General features: G+C 54.4%; 28 protein-coding genes and 1 riboswitch. Of the genes, 9 read left to right on the top strand and 19 right to left on the bottom strand.

Going from position 1 to position 23,318, the window contains the following annotated elements; translation table 11 throughout:
* Positions 1–115: 115 nt before the first annotated feature.
* The 6 genes from racE to D3P09_RS19050 all read right to left on the bottom strand — a co-directional run bounded on the left by racE (position 116) and on the right by D3P09_RS19050 (position 3,866).
* Positions 116–925, bottom strand: coding sequence for a glutamate racemase (gene racE, locus D3P09_RS19075; RefSeq protein ID WP_120112987.1), 810 nt, complete (start codon positions 923–925; stop codon positions 116–118).
* 188 nt (positions 926–1,113) lie between these two features.
* Entirely contained in the window at positions 1,114–1,500 is a 387-nt protein-coding gene (locus D3P09_RS19070) for a YtxH domain-containing protein (RefSeq protein WP_120112986.1), read from the bottom strand.
* A 51-nt stretch (positions 1,501–1,551) separates the two neighbouring features.
* The gene (locus tag D3P09_RS27765) at positions 1,552–2,007 is read right to left on the bottom strand and encodes a DUF948 domain-containing protein (protein WP_165867504.1); all 456 of its coding nucleotides are present in this window, start codon (positions 2,005–2,007) and stop codon (positions 1,552–1,554) included.
* A gap of 256 nt (positions 2,008–2,263) precedes the next feature.
* Positions 2,264–2,929 (bottom strand): helix-turn-helix transcriptional regulator, encoded by a 666-nt coding sequence (locus D3P09_RS19060; RefSeq protein WP_120112984.1) that lies wholly within the window; start codon positions 2,927–2,929, stop codon positions 2,264–2,266.
* A gap of 73 nt (positions 2,930–3,002) precedes the next feature.
* On the bottom strand, positions 3,003–3,428 hold the full coding sequence (locus D3P09_RS19055) for a DUF86 domain-containing protein (RefSeq protein WP_120112983.1): 426 nt from the start codon (positions 3,426–3,428) through the stop codon (positions 3,003–3,005).
* 150 nt (positions 3,429–3,578) lie between these two features.
* Positions 3,579–3,866: a Dabb family protein gene (locus D3P09_RS19050; RefSeq protein ID WP_120112982.1), complete on the bottom strand. Its 288-nt coding sequence runs from the start codon at positions 3,864–3,866 to the stop codon at positions 3,579–3,581.
* Positions 3,867–3,995: 129 nt separating this feature from the next.
* On the opposite strand from D3P09_RS19050, the gene D3P09_RS19045 reads away from it, so the two are divergent.
* Positions 3,996–4,253 (top strand): hypothetical protein, encoded by a 258-nt coding sequence (locus tag D3P09_RS19045; protein ID WP_120112981.1) that lies wholly within the window; start codon positions 3,996–3,998, stop codon positions 4,251–4,253.
* Between the two features lie 56 nt (positions 4,254–4,309).
* Here the strand turns inward: D3P09_RS19045 and D3P09_RS19040 are convergent, their stop codons facing one another.
* From D3P09_RS19040 to D3P09_RS18995, 10 genes are all read right to left on the bottom strand, one after another.
* Complete coding sequence (locus D3P09_RS19040; RefSeq protein ID WP_120112980.1) at positions 4,310–4,693, bottom strand: cupredoxin domain-containing protein; 384 nt, start codon at positions 4,691–4,693, stop codon at positions 4,310–4,312.
* A 145-nt stretch (positions 4,694–4,838) separates the two neighbouring features.
* Entirely contained in the window at positions 4,839–5,240 is a 402-nt protein-coding gene (locus D3P09_RS19035; protein ID WP_120112979.1) for a YhjD family protein, read from the bottom strand.
* Positions 5,241–5,385: 145 nt separating this feature from the next.
* Complete coding sequence (locus tag D3P09_RS19030; protein WP_120112978.1) at positions 5,386–5,775, bottom strand: phage holin family protein; 390 nt, start codon at positions 5,773–5,775, stop codon at positions 5,386–5,388.
* Positions 5,776–5,982: 207 nt separating this feature from the next.
* Positions 5,983–7,338, bottom strand: a complete 1,356-nt coding sequence (locus tag D3P09_RS19025) for a hypothetical protein (protein WP_120112977.1) — start codon at positions 7,336–7,338, stop codon at positions 5,983–5,985.
* A 101-nt stretch (positions 7,339–7,439) separates the two neighbouring features.
* Positions 7,440–8,015, bottom strand: coding sequence for an SLOG family protein (locus tag D3P09_RS19020; protein ID WP_120112976.1), 576 nt, complete (start codon positions 8,013–8,015; stop codon positions 7,440–7,442).
* 271 nt (positions 8,016–8,286) lie between these two features.
* On the bottom strand, positions 8,287–8,790 hold the full coding sequence (gene queF, locus D3P09_RS19015) for a preQ(1) synthase (protein ID WP_120112975.1): 504 nt from the start codon (positions 8,788–8,790) through the stop codon (positions 8,287–8,289).
* A gap of 31 nt (positions 8,791–8,821) precedes the next feature.
* Entirely contained in the window at positions 8,822–9,553 is a 732-nt protein-coding gene (gene queE / locus D3P09_RS19010; RefSeq protein WP_120112974.1) for a 7-carboxy-7-deazaguanine synthase QueE, read from the bottom strand.
* Complete coding sequence (queD, locus tag D3P09_RS19005) at positions 9,546–9,992, bottom strand: 6-carboxytetrahydropterin synthase QueD (protein ID WP_120113348.1); 447 nt, start codon at positions 9,990–9,992, stop codon at positions 9,546–9,548. Before queD ends, queE begins: the two co-directional genes overlap by 8 nt.
* The gene (gene queC, locus D3P09_RS19000; RefSeq protein WP_120113347.1) at positions 9,992–10,660 is read right to left on the bottom strand and encodes a 7-cyano-7-deazaguanine synthase QueC; all 669 of its coding nucleotides are present in this window, start codon (positions 10,658–10,660) and stop codon (positions 9,992–9,994) included. Before queC ends, queD begins: the two co-directional genes overlap by 1 nt.
* A gap of 158 nt (positions 10,661–10,818) precedes the next feature.
* Positions 10,819–10,862: riboswitch (PreQ1 riboswitch) on the bottom strand.
* A gap of 99 nt (positions 10,863–10,961) precedes the next feature.
* Entirely contained in the window at positions 10,962–11,480 is a 519-nt protein-coding gene (locus tag D3P09_RS18995) for a hypothetical protein (RefSeq protein ID WP_120112973.1), read from the bottom strand.
* Positions 11,481–11,664: 184 nt separating this feature from the next.
* Between D3P09_RS18995 and D3P09_RS18990 the strand changes: the two genes are divergently transcribed.
* Positions 11,665–12,555, top strand: a complete 891-nt coding sequence (locus D3P09_RS18990) for a J domain-containing protein (RefSeq protein ID WP_120112972.1) — start codon at positions 11,665–11,667, stop codon at positions 12,553–12,555.
* A 91-nt stretch (positions 12,556–12,646) separates the two neighbouring features.
* Here D3P09_RS18990 and D3P09_RS18985 read toward each other — a convergent pair whose 3' ends face one another.
* Positions 12,647–13,552 (bottom strand): ArsR/SmtB family transcription factor, encoded by a 906-nt coding sequence (locus D3P09_RS18985; RefSeq protein ID WP_120112971.1) that lies wholly within the window; start codon positions 13,550–13,552, stop codon positions 12,647–12,649.
* A 182-nt stretch (positions 13,553–13,734) separates the two neighbouring features.
* On the opposite strand from D3P09_RS18985, the gene D3P09_RS18980 reads away from it, so the two are divergent.
* The 3 genes from D3P09_RS18980 to D3P09_RS18970 all read left to right on the top strand — a co-directional run bounded on the left by D3P09_RS18980 (position 13,735) and on the right by D3P09_RS18970 (position 18,300).
* Positions 13,735–14,901, top strand: coding sequence for an iron-containing alcohol dehydrogenase (locus D3P09_RS18980; protein ID WP_120112970.1), 1,167 nt, complete (start codon positions 13,735–13,737; stop codon positions 14,899–14,901).
* Positions 14,902–14,933: 32 nt separating this feature from the next.
* Positions 14,934–15,758: an aldo/keto reductase gene (locus D3P09_RS18975; RefSeq protein WP_120112969.1), complete on the top strand. Its 825-nt coding sequence runs from the start codon at positions 14,934–14,936 to the stop codon at positions 15,756–15,758.
* Between the two features lie 412 nt (positions 15,759–16,170).
* Entirely contained in the window at positions 16,171–18,300 is a 2,130-nt protein-coding gene (locus D3P09_RS18970; protein ID WP_120112968.1) for a hypothetical protein, read from the top strand.
* A gap of 23 nt (positions 18,301–18,323) precedes the next feature.
* Here the strand turns inward: D3P09_RS18970 and D3P09_RS18965 are convergent, their stop codons facing one another.
* A complete protein-coding gene (locus D3P09_RS18965) occupies positions 18,324–19,103 on the bottom strand; it encodes an alpha/beta hydrolase (RefSeq protein ID WP_120112967.1) in 780 nt (259 codons plus the stop codon).
* Positions 19,104–19,301: 198 nt separating this feature from the next.
* Here D3P09_RS18965 and D3P09_RS18960 point away from each other — a divergent pair, with 198 nt between their 5' ends.
* Positions 19,302–19,787, top strand: coding sequence for a C40 family peptidase (locus D3P09_RS18960; RefSeq protein ID WP_120112966.1), 486 nt, complete (start codon positions 19,302–19,304; stop codon positions 19,785–19,787).
* Positions 19,788–19,866: 79 nt separating this feature from the next.
* On the opposite strand, the gene D3P09_RS18955 is transcribed toward D3P09_RS18960, so the two are convergent.
* Positions 19,867–20,451, bottom strand: coding sequence for an ATP-dependent DNA ligase (locus tag D3P09_RS18955; protein ID WP_165867503.1), 585 nt, complete (start codon positions 20,449–20,451; stop codon positions 19,867–19,869).
* A 171-nt stretch (positions 20,452–20,622) separates the two neighbouring features.
* Between D3P09_RS18955 and D3P09_RS18950 the strand changes: the two genes are divergently transcribed.
* The 3 genes from D3P09_RS18950 to D3P09_RS18940 all read left to right on the top strand — a co-directional run bounded on the left by D3P09_RS18950 (position 20,623) and on the right by D3P09_RS18940 (position 23,298).
* Positions 20,623–20,838: an alpha/beta-type small acid-soluble spore protein gene (locus D3P09_RS18950; protein ID WP_120112964.1), complete on the top strand. Its 216-nt coding sequence runs from the start codon at positions 20,623–20,625 to the stop codon at positions 20,836–20,838.
* Positions 20,839–21,080: 242 nt separating this feature from the next.
* Positions 21,081–22,271: an enoyl-ACP reductase FabV gene (gene fabV / locus D3P09_RS18945; protein WP_120112963.1), complete on the top strand. Its 1,191-nt coding sequence runs from the start codon at positions 21,081–21,083 to the stop codon at positions 22,269–22,271.
* Between the two features lie 88 nt (positions 22,272–22,359).
* On the top strand, positions 22,360–23,298 hold the full coding sequence (locus tag D3P09_RS18940; protein WP_120112962.1) for a ribose-phosphate diphosphokinase: 939 nt from the start codon (positions 22,360–22,362) through the stop codon (positions 23,296–23,298).
* Positions 23,299–23,318 lie beyond the last annotated feature (20 nt).

Genomic DNA, 23,318 nt, shown 5'->3' with positions numbered 1-23,318 from the left:
GTTTTATTCATCCTATGCTCGGGGGAGCCTGTCCTATCAATGTCCGCTTCAATGAAAAAGCCGGCTCCTTCCGGAGACGGCTGTCCGCTTCATTATTGGGGCTGCACAAATCTGCCTATACGATATTCGGAATTTGCCAGACGACAGGCGTCAGCTCAATCTGCTCGCCAAGCCACTGCTGAGCAATCAGCTTGAACATTTCGGGATCTCCGCTGCAGAAAAACTGATGCACAGGAACTTGGTCATTCCGCGCCAGCTTGCGCTTGTCTTGCAGAATCGTACTGATCTCTCTCGCTGTCTCGTCGGCGGAGCTGATCAGATTGACTTCGCTTCCCATGACTTCGGAGATCGTTTCCGTCAGGAACGGATAATGCGTACATCCCAGAATGAGTGTATCAATGGGATACGTGCGCATGTGGGAGATTGAGTCTCTTACGACGTCATACGTCTCAATCGAGCGGAAGTTGCCCTGCTCGACCAGAGGCACAAACTTCGGACACGCCTCGCTGACGACCTGCACATGAGGCGACAGCTCGCGCAGCGCTTGTTCATACGCGCCGCTCTTGATGGTGCCTTCCGTGCCGATGACGCCTACGCAGCCCGTCTTGGTTCTCCCGATAGCGGCACGTGCGCCAGGGTTAATGACGCCTACGACCGGAATCGCAACTCTTGCGCGAATATCGGCAAGCGCCACCGCTGTAGCGGTATTGCAGGCAATGACTATCATCTTCGGATGAAACTGTATCAAATAATCGACGATTTCTCTAGTAAAGCGTGTCACTTCTTCAGGGGTTCTCGGTCCATATGGAGTACGCGCCGTATCTCCGAAATAAATAATTTTTTCGCGCGGCAGTTGGCGCATCACTTCCCTAACAACCGTAAGGCCGCCCACGCCGGAATCTAGTATCGCTATCGGTTGCTGCACAAACACACCGCTTTCTTAAACAAGATGATGGAATCCGATTTCGAGACAGAATAGCATATGTATTCGGCATCGAAAACGTACCTACATCTTAACGCAAATATGGACAAGGTTCAAGAAGCTCCAGGCATGGAAAAGAGCCAAGCGCTTGCTGCCCGCGCCGGCTCTTTGCTTTAGCCATATCCACCCTCTTACAGCTGCTTGGAGGACACTTCTTCCTCTGCCGCTTCTACAGCCGCTTCGATGGCTTCTTCGGCAAATTCCTCGGAAGTGATGCCTGATATGGTCGCAATTGCCGCCGCATCCGCCGGCTTGCGCAGGCCCTTCACGCTGCTGACGACATTGCCCGCAATCGTGGAAGCCTGATCGCCGATTTCCCTTACAATACGTCCGGTTGTCTCGCCAACCTTGTTGGCCGCTTTAATCGTGCCTTCTCCTACCTTCTGAGCCCCAGTGGAAATATCCTGGCGCAGCTCCTTGCCTGCTTTCGGCGCGAATAGCAAAGCTGTAACGGAGCCGATAATCCCTCCCGCTATTGCGCCCAGCAAAAATCCTTTTGTGTCTTTACGTGTTGACATCGATAATCGCTCCTTTCGTCATTAGAGTACCCTTCGTCTCGGCTTATTGATTCAATCATTCGCACGGGAATCGCGAGGAGGCTCCGCTTTGCCTCTAGACTGCCACAAATGCCACGCCGTCAGGCCCAGCTGCGCCCATTGCGCCGCCTCATCCAGCTGACGGCCGGCCGCAATGCGCTCCGCATGCTTGACGGCTGACGCGGACAGGGTTGTTGCGACACGCTCGACAGCCGATGACGTTCTCTCGACCGTACCGCTCACTTGACGTACCGCCTGCACCAATCCTCCTGCCGCCTCCAGACTCTGCTGCACGCCTTTTGCTGTCTGCTCTACAGGCTGAAGCACCGCCCCAATCTCTGCAGACAGCCGGTGCAGATCTGCCTGCATCGCTTCTACCGATGCTTGCGCTTGCCCCAGCCTGCGAAGCATGATGCGAAGCCCGATTAATAATCCCGCTACCAAAGCGACAAATGCCGCCGCAGCTACCGCCGCGCTCCATTCCGCCATGCCGAACGCCTCCTCTGAAGCAGCCGCGCTGCAGCTCCACTCACTTGCCAGAGCCCAGCGGCTAGACGAATGCCTACTTCGTAATGACAGTATAAGCAGCATGGGCTCGTCTTGACACAATGCGATTCGCAATTGTGCGAACAATTGGAGGATGCAGCATATTCCCCCTCTCCCCGCATCCCCTGCGGGCGCTGCGCACAACAAAAAAAAGCCCGGCTGCTTAGCCAGGCTTTCGTAATGATTGATATTTCGCGGATTACGGATTTTCCTTGCCGTCAATGGTGTAGCTGCAGCGGCTTCCGCCCTTGGACAGGCATTCCGTACGCTCCACAGGCACCTCCAGCAAGCTGCGGAACAACGCCAGCTCGCAGCCGCATGCCTGCTCATACTTGCCCGCGACACCCGTAATGGGACAATTGTATTCATGCAGCGTATACCGGCCCTCGCCGTCCTTCTCGATCTGCGCCATATAGCCGCCTTCATTCTGAATCGCGGCCAGCGCTTCTACGCGCTCCTTTAGGCCGAGCCCCTTCATCCGGGGCAAATACCGGTCGCGGAGCTTGCGCATGCGGCCCTCGAACATGCGGTCGATGAGTCCTGCCGTCTCAGGATCCTCATCCAGCTCTGTCAGCAAATCCAGCGCCAATGCATGGTAATTCTTCGGAAACAATTCATCAGCGCCAGCCGTCAGCTCGAACTTATGCAGCGGCCGTCCCACCTGCCGGCGGATAGCTACCGTCTGCACGCTGCCCGCGTGCTCCAGCTCGTACATATGGCGCCTGATGGCCATCTCGGTCAAATTCAGTTCCGCTGCAAGCTCGTTCGCGCTCATCCTTCCCCGCGTCTTCATCAGCAGAAGAATGCGTTCCCGGGTCGAAGAAGCGGGCTTCGGCTCGCGCCCGCCATGCTTGCCGTTATCCATTCGCTTCACGACTCCACCTCCGCCCATACGTTCTGCCGTTCAGCCCCGTAATCAAACATTCGGAAGCTTGGAATTATACGTTCAGTTCCTGCTTTAAGTAACGCTCGACGGAATCCCGAAACGCCGTCAGCTGCGCCGGCAGCTGTGCTGTAAACGGGTGCAGCTCGCTGCGCTGCCATGCATAATAGTCTTGAACGAGCGGCTTGCGCAGCTTCACAAGCTCTGTCAGCACGTCTTGGAGCTCGGCGGGATATACGCCTTCTCCTCCTACAATTTCAATAATATCCTCATAGCTGCTTGCATCCCTCATAATGAAACCGTCGATCAGATAGCTGCCTACATCCGTTACGGTCTCAATGGCAAGATGAAGCGCGCGCTCTTGGGCCAGTCCTTGCAGCAAATCGCCTCTCCAGTCGGAGGCCAGCGCGCTAAGCGCTTCCGCCAGCTCCGGTATCGCGTTCAGCCGGACGGCGATCTGCTCCTGATTCACGTAATACATTGCATTCCCTGCTTTCGGTTAGCTTCTATTTTTGCGTTTTGCTCTCCGCTTGAGCCAAGCGACCATAATAATGCTGCTGAAAATGATGACCAATAAATAAGTCAGCATTTCGTATACGTCCCGCATATCCTCCATGTCTTCGTATACCCCTTAGCTTTCAAAGTCGACGCTTGCGGATGCTTCGCGTACTTGCGTCATATGTTCAATTACTTTTTTGTGCACCGGATGCACTTGATAGGCCTCCAGAGCAGCCATGGAATCAAATTTCGTAATAAGTGCAATATCATACGAACGCTCCGAATGAAGCACGTCGATGCCGACTTCAATATACTTCAGCTCGTCGATCTTGCCCTCCATATCGCGAAGCACCTGTGCCGTGCGCTCCACGCTCTCTGCGCTGTTATCCTTTAGTTTGAAAAAAACGATATGTGTAATCATAATCAAAGCCTCCTGGAATCATCGTTTATGTGAGCTACCTGCGCCTTCGGCATGAGTTTCGTCCTTTTGTCACATAATAACCTATGGAATCGTATTACGGCAATCTTTAGTTAAAGGAGATCAATTCCTATGCGCTATACGGTTACGATTATCGCCACCCTGATCGCGGTTGCGATCTGCGCTTTCAACTATACGGGCTACGACCCGCATAACATGGTTTTTTTCATGCTTAGCATTCCGGCATGGTTCGCCGACTTTTTTGTCGACATTCATGAGGTGAGCGTCCTGCTTATGTACGCGCTCACGATTGTCAGCTGGGCCGTTATCGGCTACATCGTTGACGTCTTCATCGCGCGCGACCGCAGAAGAAGACGATCGGCCGCTTAAGGGACGGAACAAAAGCGTAATGGAAAAGGAGCCTCTCGGCTCCTTTTCTTCATGCTTTACGCTGCTTCGACGACAAGCTTCGCTTTCATCGTTGTATGTCCGGCGCCGCAAGGAACCGAACAATATATTTCATACTCGCCCGGCTCAGTGAATTCCAGCTCTGTCTCCGGAGTATCGTTATCCAATGCTACTTGAAGTTCGTCAATATGAACACCGTGAACGCCGCTCTTGTTCGTGAGCTTCATAATAACCTTGTCTCCGACTTTCGCCGTAAATACTTCCTTGTTGAACGTAAAGTCGCTGTATGCCTCGATTGTCATACGCGTTACGCCTTCAGGCAGTTCTTCTTCCACCGGTTTCTCAGGCAGGTTGAAAGTAAGCAAATAAATGCCCAGTACTGCTGCCGCTGTGAAGACGACGAACATAATCCATTTGTGCATTGCTACGTGCTCCCCTTTGCGATCATAATGTCTACCTCTTATATTACATAAGATCGTCCGAAGTTCTCAACCTTAAACTGCGCAAAGTGGAAAAGTTTTTTTCCTTTTTGACAAAACATTGAACAATTTGGACATCATTTAGCCATCATTTAGACAAATATTGCTTCAATATACGCTCCGACTCCGCCTTGACGAACCCCCATAACATGTAAAACTCATGATGATAACCGCGGCAAACGTACTTGGCAAGGAGTCCGTCCTTCTCCTGGTTCTCTTCATAAATCTTGATTCCGCGGCTGCGGAACTGCCTGCGCAGGTCTGCCAAATCCAGCAGCACCCGATCCTGAATGCCGCGAAGGAGCGATTCGTAGAAGCGCGGCAGCTTCATGCCAGACGAATCCACAACCCGTATATCATGATCCAGTACGCGCGTTACAATCCCCAGCAGCACGCAGCGCTTCACGAGCGTCAGCTCGTCTTCCGTCTGAATCGGCGGCGTCGCCGCAGGCGCAGTTCCCCCGCGAGCCTCTATTCCGTTAGCGGCCATAGCCACCCCTCCATCGCATCGCTTTCAACAAATAAGAACATCTGTTCCTATTATATGCGAATCGAGCAATTCCATGCAAGCGGAAATAAACCTCCGCCGCATGCCCCTGGAGGTTTTTGGAAAGTGCCATTTGCCGCGCCGTCCCTTACTTTTCTTTCAACACCGCAATTAATTTGCGGATTTTCTCCGGCAGCGGCAATCCCATTCTTCCGTAATTTTCCGTAACCGAGATCAGCTCGTTCGCAATATAAAAATAAATCGCGGCTCCCATCGTCACGTTGCTTGTGTCAAGCAATATATCCACCCGGTGGGCAAGCAGAATGACAAGCAGCATCAATCCTTTGCGGGCAAGCCCCAAAGCTCCGAACGTACTGCTTAATCCTTTGCCTTCCTTGATCGATGCGGCAACTCCGCTTACATAATCCATTCCCATCGCCACAATAAGAACGGTCAGGGATTCCACCCAACTGCCGAATGCAAATGTAATAATAGATCCAATGATGCCCGTCAGGGAACAAGTCCAGATTAACGGCATGTCCTGCACCTCTTTTCCTATCTAAGATGAAATACTATATGCGGCATTCCTTCCGCTTGTCCGTTGACTTGTCCCTATCGTTAAGAATCAGGCGCATGAGGGGCATGGACCGCGCACGGCCATTTTTTCCTATATCGGGAAAAAATAAAAAAAGAGCTACGAACGTCTCTGCGACGTCATAGCTCTTGATTCTAAATAACCTTAGACCTAGGTCGATTCACCATGCAGGTAGTTGAAGAAAGGCACGTCAACCCAGAACTTGTATGGCGTGATGACAGCGTCCGGATCAATCTCCTTGAAGCCTTTCACCACGGCCTCGGAGTTCTCGTTGAGGGAGAACGGATGCACCGTATACGGGCTGTCCGGATCAGTGATCAGGTTGTTCGTGATCACTTCGTAATCGGCAAGCTCCGTTGCGGAATAATACAGCGGCTGCCACCACGAGCTCGCGATCAGGCCCGTCTGATCGGCTTCATTCTTCTTGGCGTAGGCCAGAATAACCGCTTGGAATGCTTCCTTGTCCTTCTTCGTAGCGAATTCAAATTTCAAATCGTATTCCTTGGCATAAGCGATATAATTGCCGTTCGCAATCTTCACGACGTTCGGGCCCGGATCGCCCCACTCCAGCAGGTGGACGAAGGCCGATGTCTTCGGCTCGAATTGCACCTTTGCATCCAGCCCTTCGCTGCGCAGCAAGCCGATCAGCTGAATCGCATGCTTGAGGTCGGAATGCCCGTACGTAAGAGCAAGCTCGTCAACGAAATTGGCTTCAAAACGGGAGTCCTTCAGGTTGTAGCCCGTAATCAGCTCTTGCTCCAGCGCGGTATTGACCAGCTTCTGCAGCTTAGGCGCCTGGATGATGTCCGAAGTCGCGTAAGCCTGGTTCAGCTTGGCGATAATATCGGCATCGCTGATGTAGCCGATGTAGTTTTTGTAGAGGCCTTTCGTCTCCAGCACTTTGCCGAGCAGCACGTTCGCGAAAGCCTCGCCGGCTGCCGCTTTAGGAGAGAAGCCTTGGCGGTACTCCGCAGGAATGAAGCCTGTGTCGACCGCTGCCGCCAGCTCCTGAGCCACATGCTTGCCAAGGCCAGCAGCAGAGATGCCCAGCTCGGCAAGCGCTTTGTCCACTTTCGCGGGCGGATATGTATAAGCGAGCTCCTTCAAGTCCGCAGCTCTGATTGCGATGGATACGGCTACGGCATTCGTCAATTGCAGTTCGCCGCCGATGGCAGGCCCTTGCAGAATTCCTTTGTTATATAGCGCGGAAGCCGCTGGATACAGATCGTCTGAAGGGGACAGATCGGCGAAGACGGCTTGCTCTTTCGGCGCATCGAGCTTCAGAACGCCGGCCACGGCCTCGATGAAGTTTCCTTTGCTCAGCTTGCCCTCCAGGCGGACGTCGAATTTGTCCTCCAGGAACAGCCTGTATTCGGCAGCCCCGTCCAAGGCATGCTGGGATGCCGTCGATGGAGCGGCATGCGCAGCCGTTGCCGCGAACAGAATAGCGAACGCCGCCAGAAGCGCGACCGTCCACTGGCCGAATCTTACTCTTGTTGTAGTCATGGGTAGTGCCTCCTTATAAAAGATGTTTATAATTCCTATATAACCTATCGGAATTAATGTCATTGGTGAATTATAGCAACCTCCCAAGGAAACTGTCAACCCTATTCTTCGTAAAAAGGCTCCTCCATCTCGCGGTAGCTGTCCTCGTCCGCAATGCTCTGGATATCGTCCGATGCAATGGTAATGTAGCGGTAGCCTTCGGCATGCGCTTTCTTCAGCGCCTTCTCCTTGATGAAGCGCGGACTTCCTTCGCCCGCTTCCTCGTCATAGACCAGAATGATGCCGTCGGTCTTGCGCAGCAAAAGCTCGTCCCTCGCCGTAAACTGCCAGACGCCTTCATAAGGCCCCTTCGAGATCGAAGCGCAGTAATCGACGCGCGGAAGCAGGCTCTGGTAATACGTTTTTTTGTCGTCCTTCCAGCCTTCCTCCGGGTTCGCATAGGCTGTTATGATGGACAGCTTAAGCTGCGGGTACTGGCGCTTCAGCTTGATTACCTCCTCGCAAGCCCACAGGTCCACGCCATACTGGCCCGGCGTAATGACCCATTCGAGGCCTTCCTCCAGCAGCGGACGCAGCTTGCCGGCAATCGCCTTCTGGATATACTTGATGCCTTTATGCTTCTGGCTGAATATGTTCAGCTCATGCGCGCGGTAGCCGGTGATGAGCACATTTTTCATCGAGAACAACGCCTTTATCGTTTTATAGAGCAGCAGCGCTTAGCCCGGGATGCGGACAGCGGCGCGGACAACTATTACATGGTAGCACAAATAGGCTGTGTCATGCGGCACTTCTTTCCAAATAAGCTTCAGCCATGATCAGATGCTACCGGTCTGGCGCCCTCACCTGCTATTGCCGCATCAAAAAACGTCCCGTCCGCGGAAAGCCTCATGGCTCTCCAAGCGGACGGGACGTCTGCATGGGCGGCAGCCTGCCGCGGGCTGCGGCCGATTACCGGTTGTCTACCTTTTCGGGATACATGTCATGATTCATCAGGCGATGCTCGGCCATTGCCTCGTACTTCGTGCCGGGACGGCCCCAGTTGCAATACGGATCGATCGAGATGCCGCCGCGCGGCGTGAATTTGCCCCATACCTCGATGTACCGCGGGTTCATCAGCCCGATCAGATCGTTCATGATAATGTTCATGCAATCCTCGTGAAAGTCGCCATGGTTGCGGAAGCTGAACAGATACAGCTTCAGCGACTTGCTCTCTACCATTTTCACATCAGGTATATAGGAGATATAGATCGTCGCGAAGTCCGGCTGGCCCGTAATCGGGCACAGGCTTGTAAATTCGGGACAATTGAATTTGACGAAATAATCGCGGCCCGGATGCTTGTTGTCGAACGATTCCAGCACCTCCGGCGCGTAATTGAACGGATACTTCGTACCCTGATTCCCCAGCTGCGTAATGCCGCCCTGTATCAGCTCTTCCTGGTTTCTGCCTGCCATAGGATGTTCACTTCCTCTTCTATAATAGATGCTATACGCCTTTTTTGTTGCCCCATACCCAGGTATGAAGCTGAGGCAGCACATGCACGCCCCGTAATTCACTATCCGCCATCGCAAGCCCGATCAGCCATTCATACCGCTCTACGAGATACGGCAGCATCAGACGAGGCTCGGTCTCCGTCAAATTGCCATTGCCAGCCTGGAGATAGAACGGCACATCCGCATAGCGCTTATGCACCGTTTTCGCGTAGGCCAGGTCCGCTTCGTCGAATACCACGACCTTCAGGCAGAAGGCGCTCCCCTGCTCTATCAGCTTCGCGACGATATCATCCAGCAGCGCCCAGTCGGTCGCCATGCCGGAGCTTGGCGGCTTCGGCGACAGCGTCAGGTCGTCGATATCTGCGAACCAAGGCTGCCAGCGGCTGCCCTGCGTCTCCAGCGCGGTTTTGATGCCCCGTTCATGCAAGCGCGCGATCAGCTCTCCGAGCTGGGGCAGCAAAGCGGGGTTGCCGCCGGAAATCGTCACATGGTCGAACGAAGAGCCTCCCGTCCGCTCCAGCTCCTCCATCACTTCGCTTGCGGCCAGCAGCCGAATCTCGTCCTTGCCGGTGCCGTCCCATGTGAACGCGGAGTCGCACCAGGCGCATTGATAATCGCAGCCCGCCGTGCGGACGAACATCGTTTTGCGCCCGATCACCATGCCCTCTCCCTGCACGGTCGGACCGAACACCTCCATCACCGGAATGCGTCTCGGGCTATTCATGGGAAGCCGCCTTCCGCTTCGGGCGGTAGATGCAGTAGCTGGTCGGCGTCTCGCGCAAGTAGACCTGGAGGCACACCGGCTTGTTCGGCATGCCGTCCAGATAGGCCTGCACCAGCTCCCAGACCGTCCTGGCGACCACCTCCGTCGTCGGGAAGCGGTCCGGATTCTCCCCGTCAAAGCTCGCTGAATCGTCATTAAGCAGCGTATGGTCGAACCGGCCGTGAATCAGCTCTTTGATTAGGGCAAAGTTAACGAGAAAGCCGGACTCATCCAGCTCGTCTCCGGCAACGGTCACATTTGCATAATACGTATGGCCATGAATCCGCTGGCACTTGCCTGCCGCCTCGGACGGCACGAAGTGGGCGGCGTCAAATTGAAAATCTTTGTTCAGCTCATAGGAGTAGTCATGCGGCGCGGAAGGGTAGATCTGCTGAAGCATCATAATGCCGCTCCCTCCGCCCCTCGCGACGCGATATATTCTTCAAGCCCTCTGCGGCGCAGCACGCATGCCGGGCATTCTCCGCAGCCATCGGCTTTAATGCCGTTGTAGCAGGTCAGCGTCCGCTCTCTGACAAAGGCGAATGCGCCCAGCTCGTCGGCAAGCGCCCATGTCTCCGCCTTGTTCAGCCACATCAGCGGCGTGTCGATGACAAAGTTGTAGTCCATCGATAAGTTAAGCGTCACATTAAGCGACTTGACAAAGACGTCGCGGCAATCGGGATAGCCGCTGAAGTCCGTCTCGCATACGCCGGTGACGATATGCCGGGCGCCAATGCCCTTTGCGAGCACCGCGGCGAACGACAGGAACAGCAAGTTGCGACCGTCGACGAACGTCGTCGGCAGCTCGCCATCCTTCTGCTCAATGTCAATGTCGTCCCGCGTCAGCGCATTCGGCGCAAGCTGGTTCAGCAGCGACATATCCAGCACATGATGCTTGACCCCTAGCTCGGCCGCGATCTCCGCCGCGCAGTCGAGCTCCAGCTTATGGCGCTGACCGTAGTTAAAAGTGACCGCCTCTACTTCGGCGAACCTCTCCAGTGCCCAGAACAGGCATGTCGTGCTGTCTTGCCCGCCGCTGAATACGACAACGGCCTTTTCATTCTTCAACATAATGTCTCCTCCCAAGATAGAGAAGGCGGAACTCCGCGCCGATTCCGCTGGGGAACCGGCGGATAGAAATAAGAAACGGCGCCCCGGGCCCCCTTGCGGAAGCGCGAATGCGCCGAACACAAAAACGACGATGCCCAAACAGAGGGCTACCGCTTTTCGTTTTAGTTTTTTATAGAGGGAGTTCGCGAACCTCTCCCGGCGCCGCCGAGACCTGCTGGCCTGCGGCTGAACCGGATTTTCTCTTCAATTGTTCATTCGTACTATAGCATAGCCGCAAAGGGATGCAAATAGCAATTATTTACGCCAGCGCCTCCAGCGTGCGGACGGCATGGTCGATCAGCTCCGGAATATCCTCCATCTGCTCCTCGCCGATCCGTCGGCGGAAGCGGAGCTCTACCTGATTGCGGTAGCGTCCGCCAGCATCGCCGAATACCCGGCTTAACGTCTGAACGGGCGGCTCCTCCGGCAGCCAAATATCGGCGATGCAGCGCTCTATCTCCCTGCAGCGGACATCCAGCTCCTCCGTCTCCACTTCGGTATGGAACCGGATTGCGAGGCCGCAGGCCGCTTTCTCCCCTTGCAGCTCCAATATCTCGGCAGACAAGTCGCGCAGCGACGTATCCAGCACCACTTCGGCGCTCACGCCGTCGCCGCCCCCCGCAAGCCGGAAGGACAGCGAGAACTCGCGGGACATGACCGCCATGTCGAGCACATCCTTGCGGCCGGTAATCGCAATGATCCGGTCCAGATTGTCCAGATCGTACAATTCGTTCTCGAAGGCAACCTTCAAATTATCAAATACAGTCGGGTCGAACATGCCCCTCTCCCCCTTTATATCAAACCTTGATTCCACGCTAGCGCGCCCATTCCAATTTGGCGCTTCCTTCTATTGTATCATGCCGCAAAAAATAACGGCATTCCGGTTTGCTTTGCACTTCCCTTTTTCCGTATACTTGTATATAGCAGATTGCTAGATCTCCAAATTCAATAGAGGTGACAGAGTGGACGATTTGAAGCAAGCCTACAAGACATTGGGTCTTAAGGAGAACGCGCCCAAGGAAGAAGTGGAGAAGCGCTATTCGACGCTGGTCAGGCGCGAGAAGGCGCGCTCCAAGTCGGGAGACCCCGCGGGAGACGAAGAATTCCGGCAGGTAACGGCCGCGTACCGGCTCATTCTAGCCCGCGATGACGAGAAATTCGCGCAGGAGTTCAATGAAAAGGAATACGGCAAATACAAAGGCATGGCGGGCAAAGCGCAAAAGGTGGATCACTTCTGGCGGTATTACAAGTGGCATACGATCGGAGCCATCGCGCTGGTAGGCGTTATCATCTATGGCATTATGAGCTATATCGATCATAAGGAGCATCAACGATATTTGGCCAGCCTGCCGCCAATGGACCTGCAGGTCACCTTCATGGGCACCTTCATGGAGGAAAGCGGACAGGAAAAGGATCTTGTCACGAACGCGCTGATGAAGCCGTTTCCAGAATGGAAGCGACTGGAGTATTCCACGATCTTCATCCCGCAGGACGACATGAACCGGTACGCGTATTTGCAAAAGGCGCTTGTTACGGTCATGTCCGAAATTCCCGATCTTTATTTGATGGATAAGTATATGTTCGAGTGGATTGGGCTTCAAGAGGCGCTCCTGCCGCTTGACGAACGTCCGGAGCTGGCCGAGTATGCGGACGGACCGGCTGCGCTGGAGCTGAAGCCGGAGAAAAATCCGGAGGGCTCCGTCTACGGCATCGATCTGAGCAAATCGGATTTGTTCAAGGAATTGAAGATGATGAAGGTCGAGCTGATTGCGGGCGTACGCGCCAACGCCAAGCGTCCTGACAACGCCATCAAATTTATTGAGCATTACGCGAAGACGATTCCCTCGCCGTAAGGGATATTACAAAGGGCAAGTCCAAGGCAGCAGCTGCGCTGCGCCGGGACTTGCCCTTCTTCTATCCTCTGGCCAATTAACCAGTGAGGAGCTACAAGCATCTTAACGTAACTTCGATATCTTGATTGTAATTGCCGAAGTTTTTGCCGAAGAGCGTAACGCCGCCGCAGTTTTTGGCTGTAGCGCTGCACGCGATCCGGAACAGGATTTCCTTGTCATAGGACAGCGACAGGCCGTCGATCGTTACATCGGACACCTTCACTCCGTCGATGAATGAGCCTTGGCGCGTTATGCGAATCGTCTTCATGAGGCCGTAATGGATGTTTTTGTACCACCAGGCCGGCGTATAGATGCCGCGAGCGCCTCCGAAGTCGCCCGGATACGTCCAGGTGCCCACCTCCGTCCCATTCACCGAAAATACGATATCCGAGGGCAGATGGTTAACGTTGCACGGCGTCTCTGAGCAGATCTCCAGCGATATTTCCAGCGAGTCCGGCTTTTCGTTGTTGACCATATAATTCGGAATGCGGTATTCCACATACCCCGAGCCGAACCAGATCACCCGTGCATGCACATGCTCCGGGTCAGCGAAATACCGGGGATCGTCGCACATGCCGATCATCCCGTGCGCCGAGGCAAGTCCGCAGGTCGGCTTGACCTCGCAGGAAGCATAGGTGCCGACCGGCAAGGAGACGAAATAGCGGCTGCGGTCCTCCTGCCTCGGCGCGCCCTTGAATAGCAGGGTAGCTTGACTGAGGTGCAGATAGCACAGCTTCTGCATCCCCCGCTTGCCTGCTACGCTTTCACTGCGGACGATGCCCGCTTCCTCCAGCATATGTATATGCCGGGTGACGATCGGAGACTTTATGTCTAGCGCTTCCGATAAGCTCTTGATGTTCATAGGCCGCTCGCCGAGCAGCTCAATAATCCGGACGCGCGTAGGTGAAGAAAAGCATTCCAAAAATCCCATGTTGCTGCTGCTGACTTCAATGTCCATCCTGACAACCCTTTCTGTCGTCGTTACTCCGTTTTCAGCTCCATTATATAACTTAAAAGTTAATCTAACAACAGGCCATGTCCAACTTGACAGTCCACATTCTATTCAATAAAATGAAACCCGAAAGCCCGTTTTTATCGATATAGTTACCCGCAAAGTTAACGTTTAGAGGAGGCGCGCATATGAACCCGTTTCAATTTCACAACCCCACCCGCATCATATTCGGTGAAGGGGCCGCCGAGCAGATCGGCAAGCTGACCTCATCCTACGGCAAGAAAGCCCTTCTCGTCTACGGCGGGGGCAGCATCAAGAGCACCGGCTTGTACGAGCGCGCAGTCAAGCAATTGAAGGACGCCGGCGTGGCGATCTTCGAGCTTGCCGGCATCGAGCCGAACCCGCGGCTGTCAACGGTGAAGAAAGGCATACATATATGCCGGGAGCACGGCATCGACATTATCCTCGCAATTGGCGGCGGCAGCGTCATCGACGCATCCAAGGCGATTGCGGCAGGCGCGCTGTATGAGGGCGACGTATGGGACTTCTTCACGCACAAAGCCTCGGTCAGCCAGGCGCTCCCGCTCGGCACAGTGCTGACGCTTGCCGCTACCGGCTCAGAGATGAACGGGAATACCGTTATTTCCAACTGGGAAGAGAAGCTGAAGCGCGGAGCCGGCAGCCCCCATCTATATCCCAAGTTCTCAATCCTTGATCCGACGCTGACGTATTCCGTACCGCGCAATCATACCGTATACGGCTCCGTCGATATCATGTCGCATGTATTCGAGCAGTATTTCAGCAAAACGCAAGGTACCCCGCTCCAGGAAAGATTCTGTGAGTCTATCCTGCAGACGGTCATCGAGAATGTAGAGCCCGCCCTCGCGGATCCGGCGGACGCGGCCGCAAGAGCGAACCTCATGTGGTGCGGCACCATGGCGCTGAACGGCGGGCAGATCAGCCTTGGCATGGCCAATGACTGGGCTTCCCACGGCATCGAGCATGAAGTGAGCGCTATCTACGATATCCCGCATGGCGCAGGCCTGGCCATCATCTTCCCGAACTGGATGCGCTATGTGTACCAGGAACGGATAGACCGCTTCGTCCAGTACGCGGTCCGGGTATGGGGCATTGATCCGGCAGGCAAGTCAGACGATGAGATTGCTCTTGCCGGCATTCAGGCTACCCGCGACTTCTTCTCGCGCATCGGCGCTGAATCCAGGCTGGCGGACTTCGGCATCGGCGAGGATCAGCTCGACCGGATGGCCGAGGAAGCTGTGCGCTATGGCGACATCGGCTCGTTCAAGCGTCTCGGAAAAGATGATGTACGCGAAATTTTGCGCATGTCCCTGTAATAAATCACGATTAACGAGAGGAGCTATCCATCATGACAAAAGCGTTGACAGAAAGCTATACCCTAAGCAATGGCGTTGAGATGCCGAAGTTCGGCCTTGGCGTATGGAAAGTGGCGGACGACGTAGCCGCTTCTACCGTGCAAGCGGCGGTCGAAGCGGGCTACCGCAGCATCGATACGGCGGCGGCCTACCAGAACGAAGTCGGCACAGGCGCAGGAGTCCGCGCAAGCGGCGTAGCCCGCGACCAATTGTTCATTACGACGAAGATCTGGAACGCCGAGCAAGGCTACGACACGACGCTTGCGGCGTTCCAAGCGAGTCTTGACAAGCTGCAGATGGACTATGTGGATTTGATCCTCATTCACTGGCCGGTCAAAGGCAAATACAAAGATACATGGAGAGCGCTCGAGAAAATATACAGCGAGGGCAAAGCCCGCGCGATCGGCGTCAGCAACTTCCAAATCCATCACTTGCAGGATCTGATCGAATCGAGCGAGATCGTTCCAATGGTCAACCAGGTGGAGTACCACCCGCTGCTGACGCAAGCCGAGCTGCAAGCGTTCTGCCAGGAGCATAACATCCGCCTGACGGCTTGGAGCCCGCTTATGCAGGGCAATCTGGATATTCCGCTGCTCGCCGAAATCGGAGCGAAATACGGCAAGTCTCCGGCACAGGTTGTACTCCGCTGGGATCTTCATCAAGGCGTTGTTACGATTCCAAAAACAACGACTCCATCCCGCCTGGTCGAGAATGCGGATATCTTCGACTTCACATTGACAGAAGAGGAAGTTGCGCAAATCTCGGCACTGAACCGCAATCAGCGTTTTGGTCCGGACCCTGACAATTTCAATTTCTAATTCACTTCGTTTCCAAGCGGCGCCGAAGCAATATTGCTTCGGCGCCGCTGCTGTATCCGTACAGGAATGCCGGAAGGACTACCTCTTAAGTTTTTGGTCCAAATTTCCGGCTTTGCACAACCATGGATGAATATAGTAACCTAGTAGGAATAGATATCATATAGAAGGAGATGTAATTCTCTTATTCTATTGCCGGGTGCGCGATTTCATAACAAGGCGAAAACGACAAGAAATCTCGCTCCACAATTTCCAAATAGTGCTAAAGTCCCCGACCATTCCGCAAGTCGCAATTTTTTATGATCAAAGAAACAATTGTCCTGTAAATAATTCACAGAATGTCCCTGCTGGTCAAAGGAAAAGTGCAAACGTTTGTCGAATGTTTGCTAGAGCAATTCGCGAAGGAGGAGCGCTGGTGGATATGAAGTCAAAAGCCCGTATCTCGGGCCTGTTGGAATCCCCCGAATGGACAAAAGAGATGGAGGCCTATCGTACGATATTGGAGCGCGAGACCCATCAGCCCCTGCCGAACGAAATGTTCCTCGATTATGCCAAGCAGCTCTCCGATAAGGAGAAGCTGGCGATGGCGCTGACGCTAGAGTTCCCATTTGCCAGACGCGAATTGCGCAAATGGCCGGATATGCTGTTCGTGAAGCTGCTCCGGTCCTATGTGCAGCAGGCTCCGGGCAATATCGCCTTGAAGCGCAGGCTGATGTTGACTGTCATCCAGCGGCTTCCTTACAAGAACGATGAAGACTTTCCGCCGCTTGCCTCCCTGCTGGACGAGCAAGAGGAGAGACTGGAGGCGGAGGGATTCTGGCCTCATTACTGGACGATCTACTTCCACCCCGCCAAATCCGGCGACCATGACCTCTGGCTGCTGGAGATGAAGAAGCTGGAGGAGCGCTGGATGCAAAGCGGCGAAGCCAATCTGAAGAGCGAGCTCCCTGAGCATGAAGAGCCGCCGGAAGATGAACAGTCCGACAACGGAAAGCTTGATAAGAAAATTAAAATACTCGGCGACTTGTACAAAAAAGAAAGCTCGACACGGCAAAGGCTGGAGCATGATCTTGTCCAGAAGAATAAGCTGCTGAGAATGAAGTCGAAGGAAATGGAGCTGCTTGAGGAAGAGATCGAACGTCTGCGGGAAGAGGCGGATCAGGCGGCCGCGATGATAAGCCAGCAGCAGAATACTCAGACGGAGCGCGACCGCCACTGGAAGCAAGAGCAAGCCGATTGGCTGGAGGAGCGCCATCATTTCATGGAGCAGATCCGCTCGCTCAACCAGCAGCACAAGCGGCTGGAGCGTACAATCGAAGAGCAGAAGAAGGATCTCGACTATCAGGAGAAGGACAAGGCGAATTTACGGCAGGCGATATCCGATGTGCGCAATCAGCTGAACAGTCCGGAATCGATCGCCAGACTGCTGTCCCAGAGCCTTGAGCTTGAGCTGGCCTCCGTCGCGCAGACAATCCCGTCGTCCCGCAATGACGATTCGCGACATGCCGCCCTCGCCTCCCGCAACCGGATGCGCAAGGCACTGGATTTGCTGGATGCGCTGGACCAGTACTTGCAGCTGAACGACTTGCCGCTGGAGAATGCGGAGCGCAGCCGCGCGAAGAGTGCCGCGGAGCCGATTGAATGCGAGGAGCAGGCGCAGGAAGAGCAGGAGCCGGACGCCCATCCGCTCTTGCAAGTGCAGCCGTCTCCGAACTCGCTGTACGGCACCTTCTTCCGCCGCGATCATGGAGGGTTCGTTCGGCTGGAGAACGGCGAATCGTTCAACATAACCGAATCGCTTGTCCAGCAGCATGAGCTTCAGCATGAGGCAGAGCTGCTCTGCACGCCGGTCAAGCAGGACGGCAAGTCGCTCTATTACGACTTGCAGCTGCTCTTCCAGGGAGACGACGCATTCTCGCCGATTCATCAATACGACGGTTATATCGAGTCGGGCGAAGGCCATCTCTGGTTCTGCGTGGATATGAACGATTCATCCAACCGTTATCAAATTCATTATAAAGATATCGAAATACAGAAGCCCGCGCATGGCGATCCCTGCTCCTTCAACGTCGCGGAGGGCAGCCATATTGCTCGCTTGACCAAGCTGTACCGTCTGCAGGGCGAGGTGCTGACAGCCGACGCGGGCAAAACAAAGCCTGTGCACCCGGCACAGGCTGAGCAAGCTATATACAAGAAAAACAAAGAAAAACGCAAAACGTACAAGGAGCAGCCTGCGCCGTTCCTGCAGGATTGCCTGATTACGATTGTCGGCGGCGTCCGCAAGTGGTTCGAGCATGTCGTTCACGAAAGCGGCGCCGAGCTCGCCCATGACACCGGCGACCATCCTGAGCGTGTCGCTGCGGATTTGCGCCGTTCGCAAGCGCTGTTCCTGCTCATTACCTCCACGTCGCACCGGGCGACATGGGACGGAATCGACATCGCGAAGATGTATGGCATCCCCCACTTTATCATTCAGGGGTCCAAGTCCAATCTGCGGTCGCTGCTATGGGACAATCGCGAAATCATCAGCAAATCCAACCGTTAGGCGAATATCGCTGCATCCCAGCTTTATTTGCCTAGGGGGAGCCATTTCAGAAATTTCTGGATATGCTCATCCCAGTAAACCCAGCTATGGCCGCCCGGGCCATCCGAATACGTCAATTTGTAATCGGTCTTCTCGCATGCTTCGCGGAAGGCCTTGTTGCCGTTGTACAAGAAATCTTCGGTGCCGCAGCTCTGGTACAATAGCGGCCGCTCTCCGTTCGGGCCAGAAGCAGAGCGGGCGAGCAGCGCGAGCAGATCATCGTCAGACCCTTGAATCTGCTTGTCCCCAAATATCTGCTTGAAGATGCGGTCGAACTGCCCAACCTCTCCCACACGAGCCGCAATGTCGAGCGCCCCGGAGAAGCTGCCCGCCGCAGCGAAGCGGTCCGGATGGCGCAGCGCCCACTTAAAGGCGCCATAGCCGCCCATGGACAGCCCCGCCACAAAGTTGTCTTCTCTCGCTTCCGACAACGGGAAGAAGGAACGCGCCACGGCCGGAAGCTCCTCCGTCAAGAATGTCCAGTACGCCTCCCCGTACTCCATATCCGCATAGAAGCTGCGATGCACATTAGGCATCACAACAGCAAGTCCCAGCTCAGCCACATACCGTTCGACCGATGTGCGCCGGACCCAGATCGAATCGTCATCCGACAAGCCGTGCAGCAAATACAATGTTTTGTGTTTCCCTGCAGCCGCAGCGTTGTCCATCCCGATTTGCGATCTTGTAGCTTGGGGCAGAATAACCGTCATGGACGTGCTCATACCTAGTGTTTCCGAATAAAATCGACAAGTTAGAAGAGCCATATGTATCCCCCTCGGAAGTGATATCAGTCAAGCTATCCGTAATGTAACACATCATTAATATTTTTTCATGTTTTTCTCATAAACGCTCATAATCCCCGGCTCACGCTGGATTATCATTCTCATACAGGAAAATCGGCCCTGTTTCACTATGTTATAGTGTGGGTACATCACGAAACGAGAAGGGATAATCTGAACAACATGAGAAACAGCAACCTGCTTAAAACCATCGTCAAAATCGGAACATGCGGAGCGATCGTCTGGTCTGCCCTCACCTTTGGAACAGCCGGAGATAAAGCTCATGCAGCTACACCTACTTCGACCGAGCTCATCGCAACCAGCAAAGAATTTATCGGCACCCCTTATCAATTCGGGGCAAAAGCCGGAAGCACCGCTTCCTTCGACTGCTCCTCCTTTACCCAATACATATTCAAGTCCTTTAAGGTATGGCTGCCGCGCACATCCGCCGCACAAGCAAGCATGGGCACCAAAGTAGACAAAGGCTCCCTCAGCATGGGCGATCTTGTCTTCTACAAAACGAACGGCAAATCGATTAGCCACGTCGCGATCTATGCGGGCAACCAAAAAATCATCCATAGCTCCAGCAGCCAAGGCGTCACGGTCAGTGACATGAACACTAGCTACTGGAAAAACAAATATGTAACAGCCAGACGCGTATTGAAATAAGTGCATATCAGAAAAGAGCCTTCACCCGGCTTGCACCAGCCGGATGAAGGCTCTTTTTCATAATTCATGCATGATTGCTCTAAAGACTGATGCGCAGCCAGCTGTCGCTTCTCCCTTCGACATAACGGCTGTACTTGTGCTTGCCGGCGATCCCTTTCAGCCCAAGCCTGCCAGCCGCTTCATATACGGCATGGCCATCCCGCTCCCAGTGCTTCATTTTTATATAATAATGATTGTCCTCAAGCACCGACTCCAGCAGCTTTCTCCGGCTGACGAGCGGCAAGCCGCGAAGATCGGCGCCATTGTACATGAGAATATCAAAGACAAAATATACAATCGGAATTGTCTTGCGCGCTTCTCTGATCCGGGGAGCGCCTTTCATGCGGAATCGCTGCTGCAGCCTGGCGAAATCGGCGCGTCCCGTCTCGGGGTCCAGACAGGCGGCCTCGCCGTCCAATACGACATCCGCCGGCCAGCTGAGCGGCACGTTATGTAGCTCCGGGTATTGAGCTGTCGCATCGTTGCCGTGCCGGGTCAGCAGCACCACTTTTCCCGCCGTCATATGAAGCTGCAGCCGCTGACCGTCCACCATGGGCTCGAACCAATATTGGTCATCCGCGAATGGGCCTTCCCTCTCCATCATCAGCATCGGTTGTATGAACATAGCCTCTTCCTCCCGTATTCCCCATCTTAGCATGAATCCATACATCGATTCTTCGGTAAATACAGGTGGGATTAGCGAATAATCCTTTTTTGGATGTCGCATAATAGCCTCAAGGCGATGGCTTACTTTGACAGTTTGCTTCGCCACACGATGGTAGGAGGCTGAATAAACATGGCAAACCAAAGCAGCAGCAACAACCTGGTCGTTCCCCAAGCGCGCGCCGCGCTGGAGCAAATGAAATATGAGGTAGCCCAAGAGCTGGGCATCCAGCTTCCGCAAGACGGCTACTACGGCAATATGACGACTCGCGACATGGGCTCTATCGGCGGCTACATTACACGCCGTCTCGTGCAGCTTGCAGAGCAGCAGCTGGCAGGCCGCTACTAGCCAGGGAGTTCCCCGCGGCACACGCGCTCCCCGGGCAGATCGGCTCCGGCAGAGCGTATACATATAAGACAAGTATCCGATCAACCGCATACTCTCTTATAGTTGCCAGGAACAGAGAGCGCCGCTGCGCTCTCTTTTTTCATTTCTCCTTTCCTTTGCGTGCAAAAATCGGTAAAATGGGATAGAGTTGTCCTCGCTACATATGATCCTTGTTATTTTATTAGAGAAAGGAATATCCCAATATGATCATTCAACCGAAAACACGCGGCTTTATTTGCACAACAGCGCATCCGCAAGGCTGTGCAGCGCAAGTTCAGCGTCAAATCGATTATGTAAAGAGCAAGCCATCCATTGAAGGCCCGCGCAACGTTCTGGTCGTTGGCGCATCCACCGGCTATGGACTGGCATCCCGTATCGTAGCCGCTTTCGGCTCCGGCGCGAATACCATCGGCGTATACTTTGACAAAGCCGCAGAGGGCGCTCGTACCGCTTCCGCAGGCTGGTATAACTCCGCGGCATTCGAAGAAGCCGCAAGCCAAGCCGGCACCAAGTCATACAGCATCGTAGGCGACGCGTTCTCCGACGAGATCAAAGCGAAGACGATTGACCTGATCCGCACGGAGCTGGGCCAGATCGATCTGGTTGTCTACAGCGTCGCTTCCCCGCGCCGTACGCATCCGAAGACTGGAGAAGTGTTCTCCTCCGTCATTAAGCCGCTCGGCGAGACGTACACGAACAAAACGGTTAATTTCCATAGCGGCGATGTGTCCCAAGCGACAATCGAGCCTGCTACGGAAGATGAGCTTCGCCAGACGATTGCCGTAATGGGCGGCGAAGACTGGCAGATGTGGATCGATGAGCTTCAAGCTGCCGGCGCGCTGGCAGAAGGCGCCACTACGGTCGCTTACTCTTATATCGGCCCAGAAATTACGCATGCCGTCTATCGCGAAGGAACAATCGGCGCTGCCAAAAACGATCTGGAACTAACCGCGCATAACTTGAACAAGCAGCTTGGCGAGTCCGGCGGACGAGCTTTCGTATCCGTGAACAAAGCGCTTGTGACGCAGTCCAGCTCCGCGATCCCTGTCGTGCCGCTGTACATCTCCGCACTTTACAAGGTAATGAAAGAAAAAGGGCTGCACGAAGGCTGCATCGAGCAAATGTACCGCCTGTTCTCCGAGCGTCTCTACGGCGAAGGCAAAACGCTGGTCGACGACAAAGGCCTCATTCGCGTAGACGATTGGGAGATGCGTCCGGAGATCCAACAGGAAGTGTCCAGACTATGGACCGACCTGACAACCGAGAATGTGTATGAATTGTCCGATCTTGAAGGCTACCGCCGCGAGTTCTTCCAGCTGTTCGGCTTTGAGACGGATGGCATTGACTACGAAGCGGATGTCAATCCGGATGTAGCCATCAAGAATTTGAGATAAGACGCATAGAGAGCGAAGGCGCTGAGAGCGGATCCTTGTGGACCGCGCTCAGCGCTTTGATCTGACTGAATAATTGGAGGACAGAACGTTGAAAAACATCAAAATTTTCTCAGGTTCATCGAACCCGGAGCTTGCCCGCAATGTATGTGAACAATTGGACCTGCCGCTTGGCAAATCCGCCATCTCCCGGCTGCAAAGCGGAGAAATTCATGTCTCCTATGAGGAGTCGCTGCGCAACCATCACGTATTTCTGATTCAATCGCTGTCGCATCCGGTCAACGAGAATCTCGTCGAGCTGCTCGTTATGATCGATGCCGCCAAGCGCGCCTCTGCCAAATCGATCAATATCGTGATGCCTTATTACGGCTATGCGCGCCAAGAGCGTAAATCCGCTCCGCGCGAGCCGATCTCGGCGAAGATGGTTGCCGACGTGCTGACTACTGTAGGCGCTGACCGGATCATCACCGTTGATCTGCACGCCGATCCGATCCAAGGCTTCTTCAAGATTACGGTCGACCATCTGACCGCGCTGGATATGATCATCGACTACCTGCGCGAGAAATCGATCAAAAACCCGGTTGTCGTCTCCCCTGACGCCGGACGCGCGACAACGGCCGAGAAGCTCGCGGGCTTGCTCGATTGCCCGTTCGCCATCATGATCAAAAACCGACCAGCGCACAACCAGTCCGAAATTACGCATATTATCGGTGAAGTCGAAGGCATGACGCCGATCATTATCGAAGACTTGATCGATACGGGCAGCACCATCGTCAACGTGGTTGAGGCGCTCAAAAAACGCGGCGCCGAGGATGCATTCATCTGCGCGACGCATGGCCTGTTCTCCGAAAATGCCGTCGACAAGCTCAGCCATCCGAACATTCAGGAAGTCGTCATTACCGATACGATCGCACTGAATCGCGAACGTCCGGACAACTTCGTTATCCTGCCGATGGCTCCGCTGCTAGGCACCGCTATTCGCATCATTACAGAGGGCGGCTCCATCGCCACGCTGTTCAAGTCCGAATAACCGAAAGAACCTTCGCGCCG

The sequence above is a fragment of the Paenibacillus pinisoli genome (genome assembly GCF_003605435.1).
GTDB classification, from domain to species: Bacteria; Bacillota; Bacilli; order Paenibacillales; family Paenibacillaceae; genus Pristimantibacillus; species Pristimantibacillus pinisoli.
This window is presented reverse-complemented; position numbering and strand designations above follow the sequence as displayed.

Excerpts from the sequence above, each read along its gene's own strand:
- D3P09_RS19070 (WP_120112986.1), bottom strand. The coding sequence starts at position 1,500 with ATGTCAACACGTAAAGACACAAAAGGATTTTTGCTGGGCGCAATAGCG.
- D3P09_RS27765 (WP_165867504.1), bottom strand. The coding sequence starts at position 2,007 with ATGGCGGAATGGAGCGCGGCGGTAGCTGCGGCGGCATTTGTCGCTTTG.
- D3P09_RS19060 (WP_120112984.1), bottom strand. The coding sequence starts at position 2,929 with ATGGATAACGGCAAGCATGGCGGGCGCGAGCCGAAGCCCGCTTCTTCG.
- D3P09_RS19055 (WP_120112983.1), bottom strand. The coding sequence starts at position 3,428 with ATGTATTACGTGAATCAGGAGCAGATCGCCGTCCGGCTGAACGCGATA.
- D3P09_RS19050 (WP_120112982.1), bottom strand. The coding sequence starts at position 3,866 with ATGATTACACATATCGTTTTTTTCAAACTAAAGGATAACAGCGCAGAG.
- D3P09_RS19045 (WP_120112981.1), top strand. The coding sequence starts at position 3,996 with ATGCGCTATACGGTTACGATTATCGCCACCCTGATCGCGGTTGCGATC.
- D3P09_RS19040 (WP_120112980.1), bottom strand. The coding sequence starts at position 4,693 with ATGCACAAATGGATTATGTTCGTCGTCTTCACAGCGGCAGCAGTACTG.
- D3P09_RS19035 (WP_120112979.1), bottom strand. The coding sequence starts at position 5,240 with ATGGCCGCTAACGGAATAGAGGCTCGCGGGGGAACTGCGCCTGCGGCG.
- D3P09_RS19030 (WP_120112978.1), bottom strand. The coding sequence starts at position 5,775 with ATGCCGTTAATCTGGACTTGTTCCCTGACGGGCATCATTGGATCTATT.
- D3P09_RS19025 (WP_120112977.1), bottom strand. The coding sequence starts at position 7,338 with ATGACTACAACAAGAGTAAGATTCGGCCAGTGGACGGTCGCGCTTCTG.
- D3P09_RS19020 (WP_120112976.1), bottom strand. The coding sequence starts at position 8,015 with ATGAAAAATGTGCTCATCACCGGCTACCGCGCGCATGAGCTGAACATA.
- queF (WP_120112975.1), bottom strand. The coding sequence starts at position 8,790 with ATGGCAGGCAGAAACCAGGAAGAGCTGATACAGGGCGGCATTACGCAG.
- queE (WP_120112974.1), bottom strand. The coding sequence starts at position 9,553 with ATGAATAGCCCGAGACGCATTCCGGTGATGGAGGTGTTCGGTCCGACC.
- queD (WP_120113348.1), bottom strand. The coding sequence starts at position 9,992 with ATGCTTCAGCAGATCTACCCTTCCGCGCCGCATGACTACTCCTATGAG.
- D3P09_RS18995 (WP_120112973.1), bottom strand. The coding sequence starts at position 11,480 with ATGTTCGACCCGACTGTATTTGATAATTTGAAGGTTGCCTTCGAGAAC.
- D3P09_RS18985 (WP_120112971.1), bottom strand. The coding sequence starts at position 13,552 with ATGGACATTGAAGTCAGCAGCAGCAACATGGGATTTTTGGAATGCTTT.
- D3P09_RS18980 (WP_120112970.1), top strand. The coding sequence starts at position 13,735 with ATGAACCCGTTTCAATTTCACAACCCCACCCGCATCATATTCGGTGAA.
- D3P09_RS18975 (WP_120112969.1), top strand. The coding sequence starts at position 14,934 with ATGACAAAAGCGTTGACAGAAAGCTATACCCTAAGCAATGGCGTTGAG.
- D3P09_RS18965 (WP_120112967.1), bottom strand. The coding sequence starts at position 19,103 with ATGGCTCTTCTAACTTGTCGATTTTATTCGGAAACACTAGGTATGAGC.
- D3P09_RS18960 (WP_120112966.1), top strand. The coding sequence starts at position 19,302 with ATGAGAAACAGCAACCTGCTTAAAACCATCGTCAAAATCGGAACATGC.
- D3P09_RS18955 (WP_165867503.1), bottom strand. The coding sequence starts at position 20,451 with ATGTTCATACAACCGATGCTGATGATGGAGAGGGAAGGCCCATTCGCG.
- D3P09_RS18950 (WP_120112964.1), top strand. The coding sequence starts at position 20,623 with ATGGCAAACCAAAGCAGCAGCAACAACCTGGTCGTTCCCCAAGCGCGC.
- fabV (WP_120112963.1), top strand. The coding sequence starts at position 21,081 with ATGATCATTCAACCGAAAACACGCGGCTTTATTTGCACAACAGCGCAT.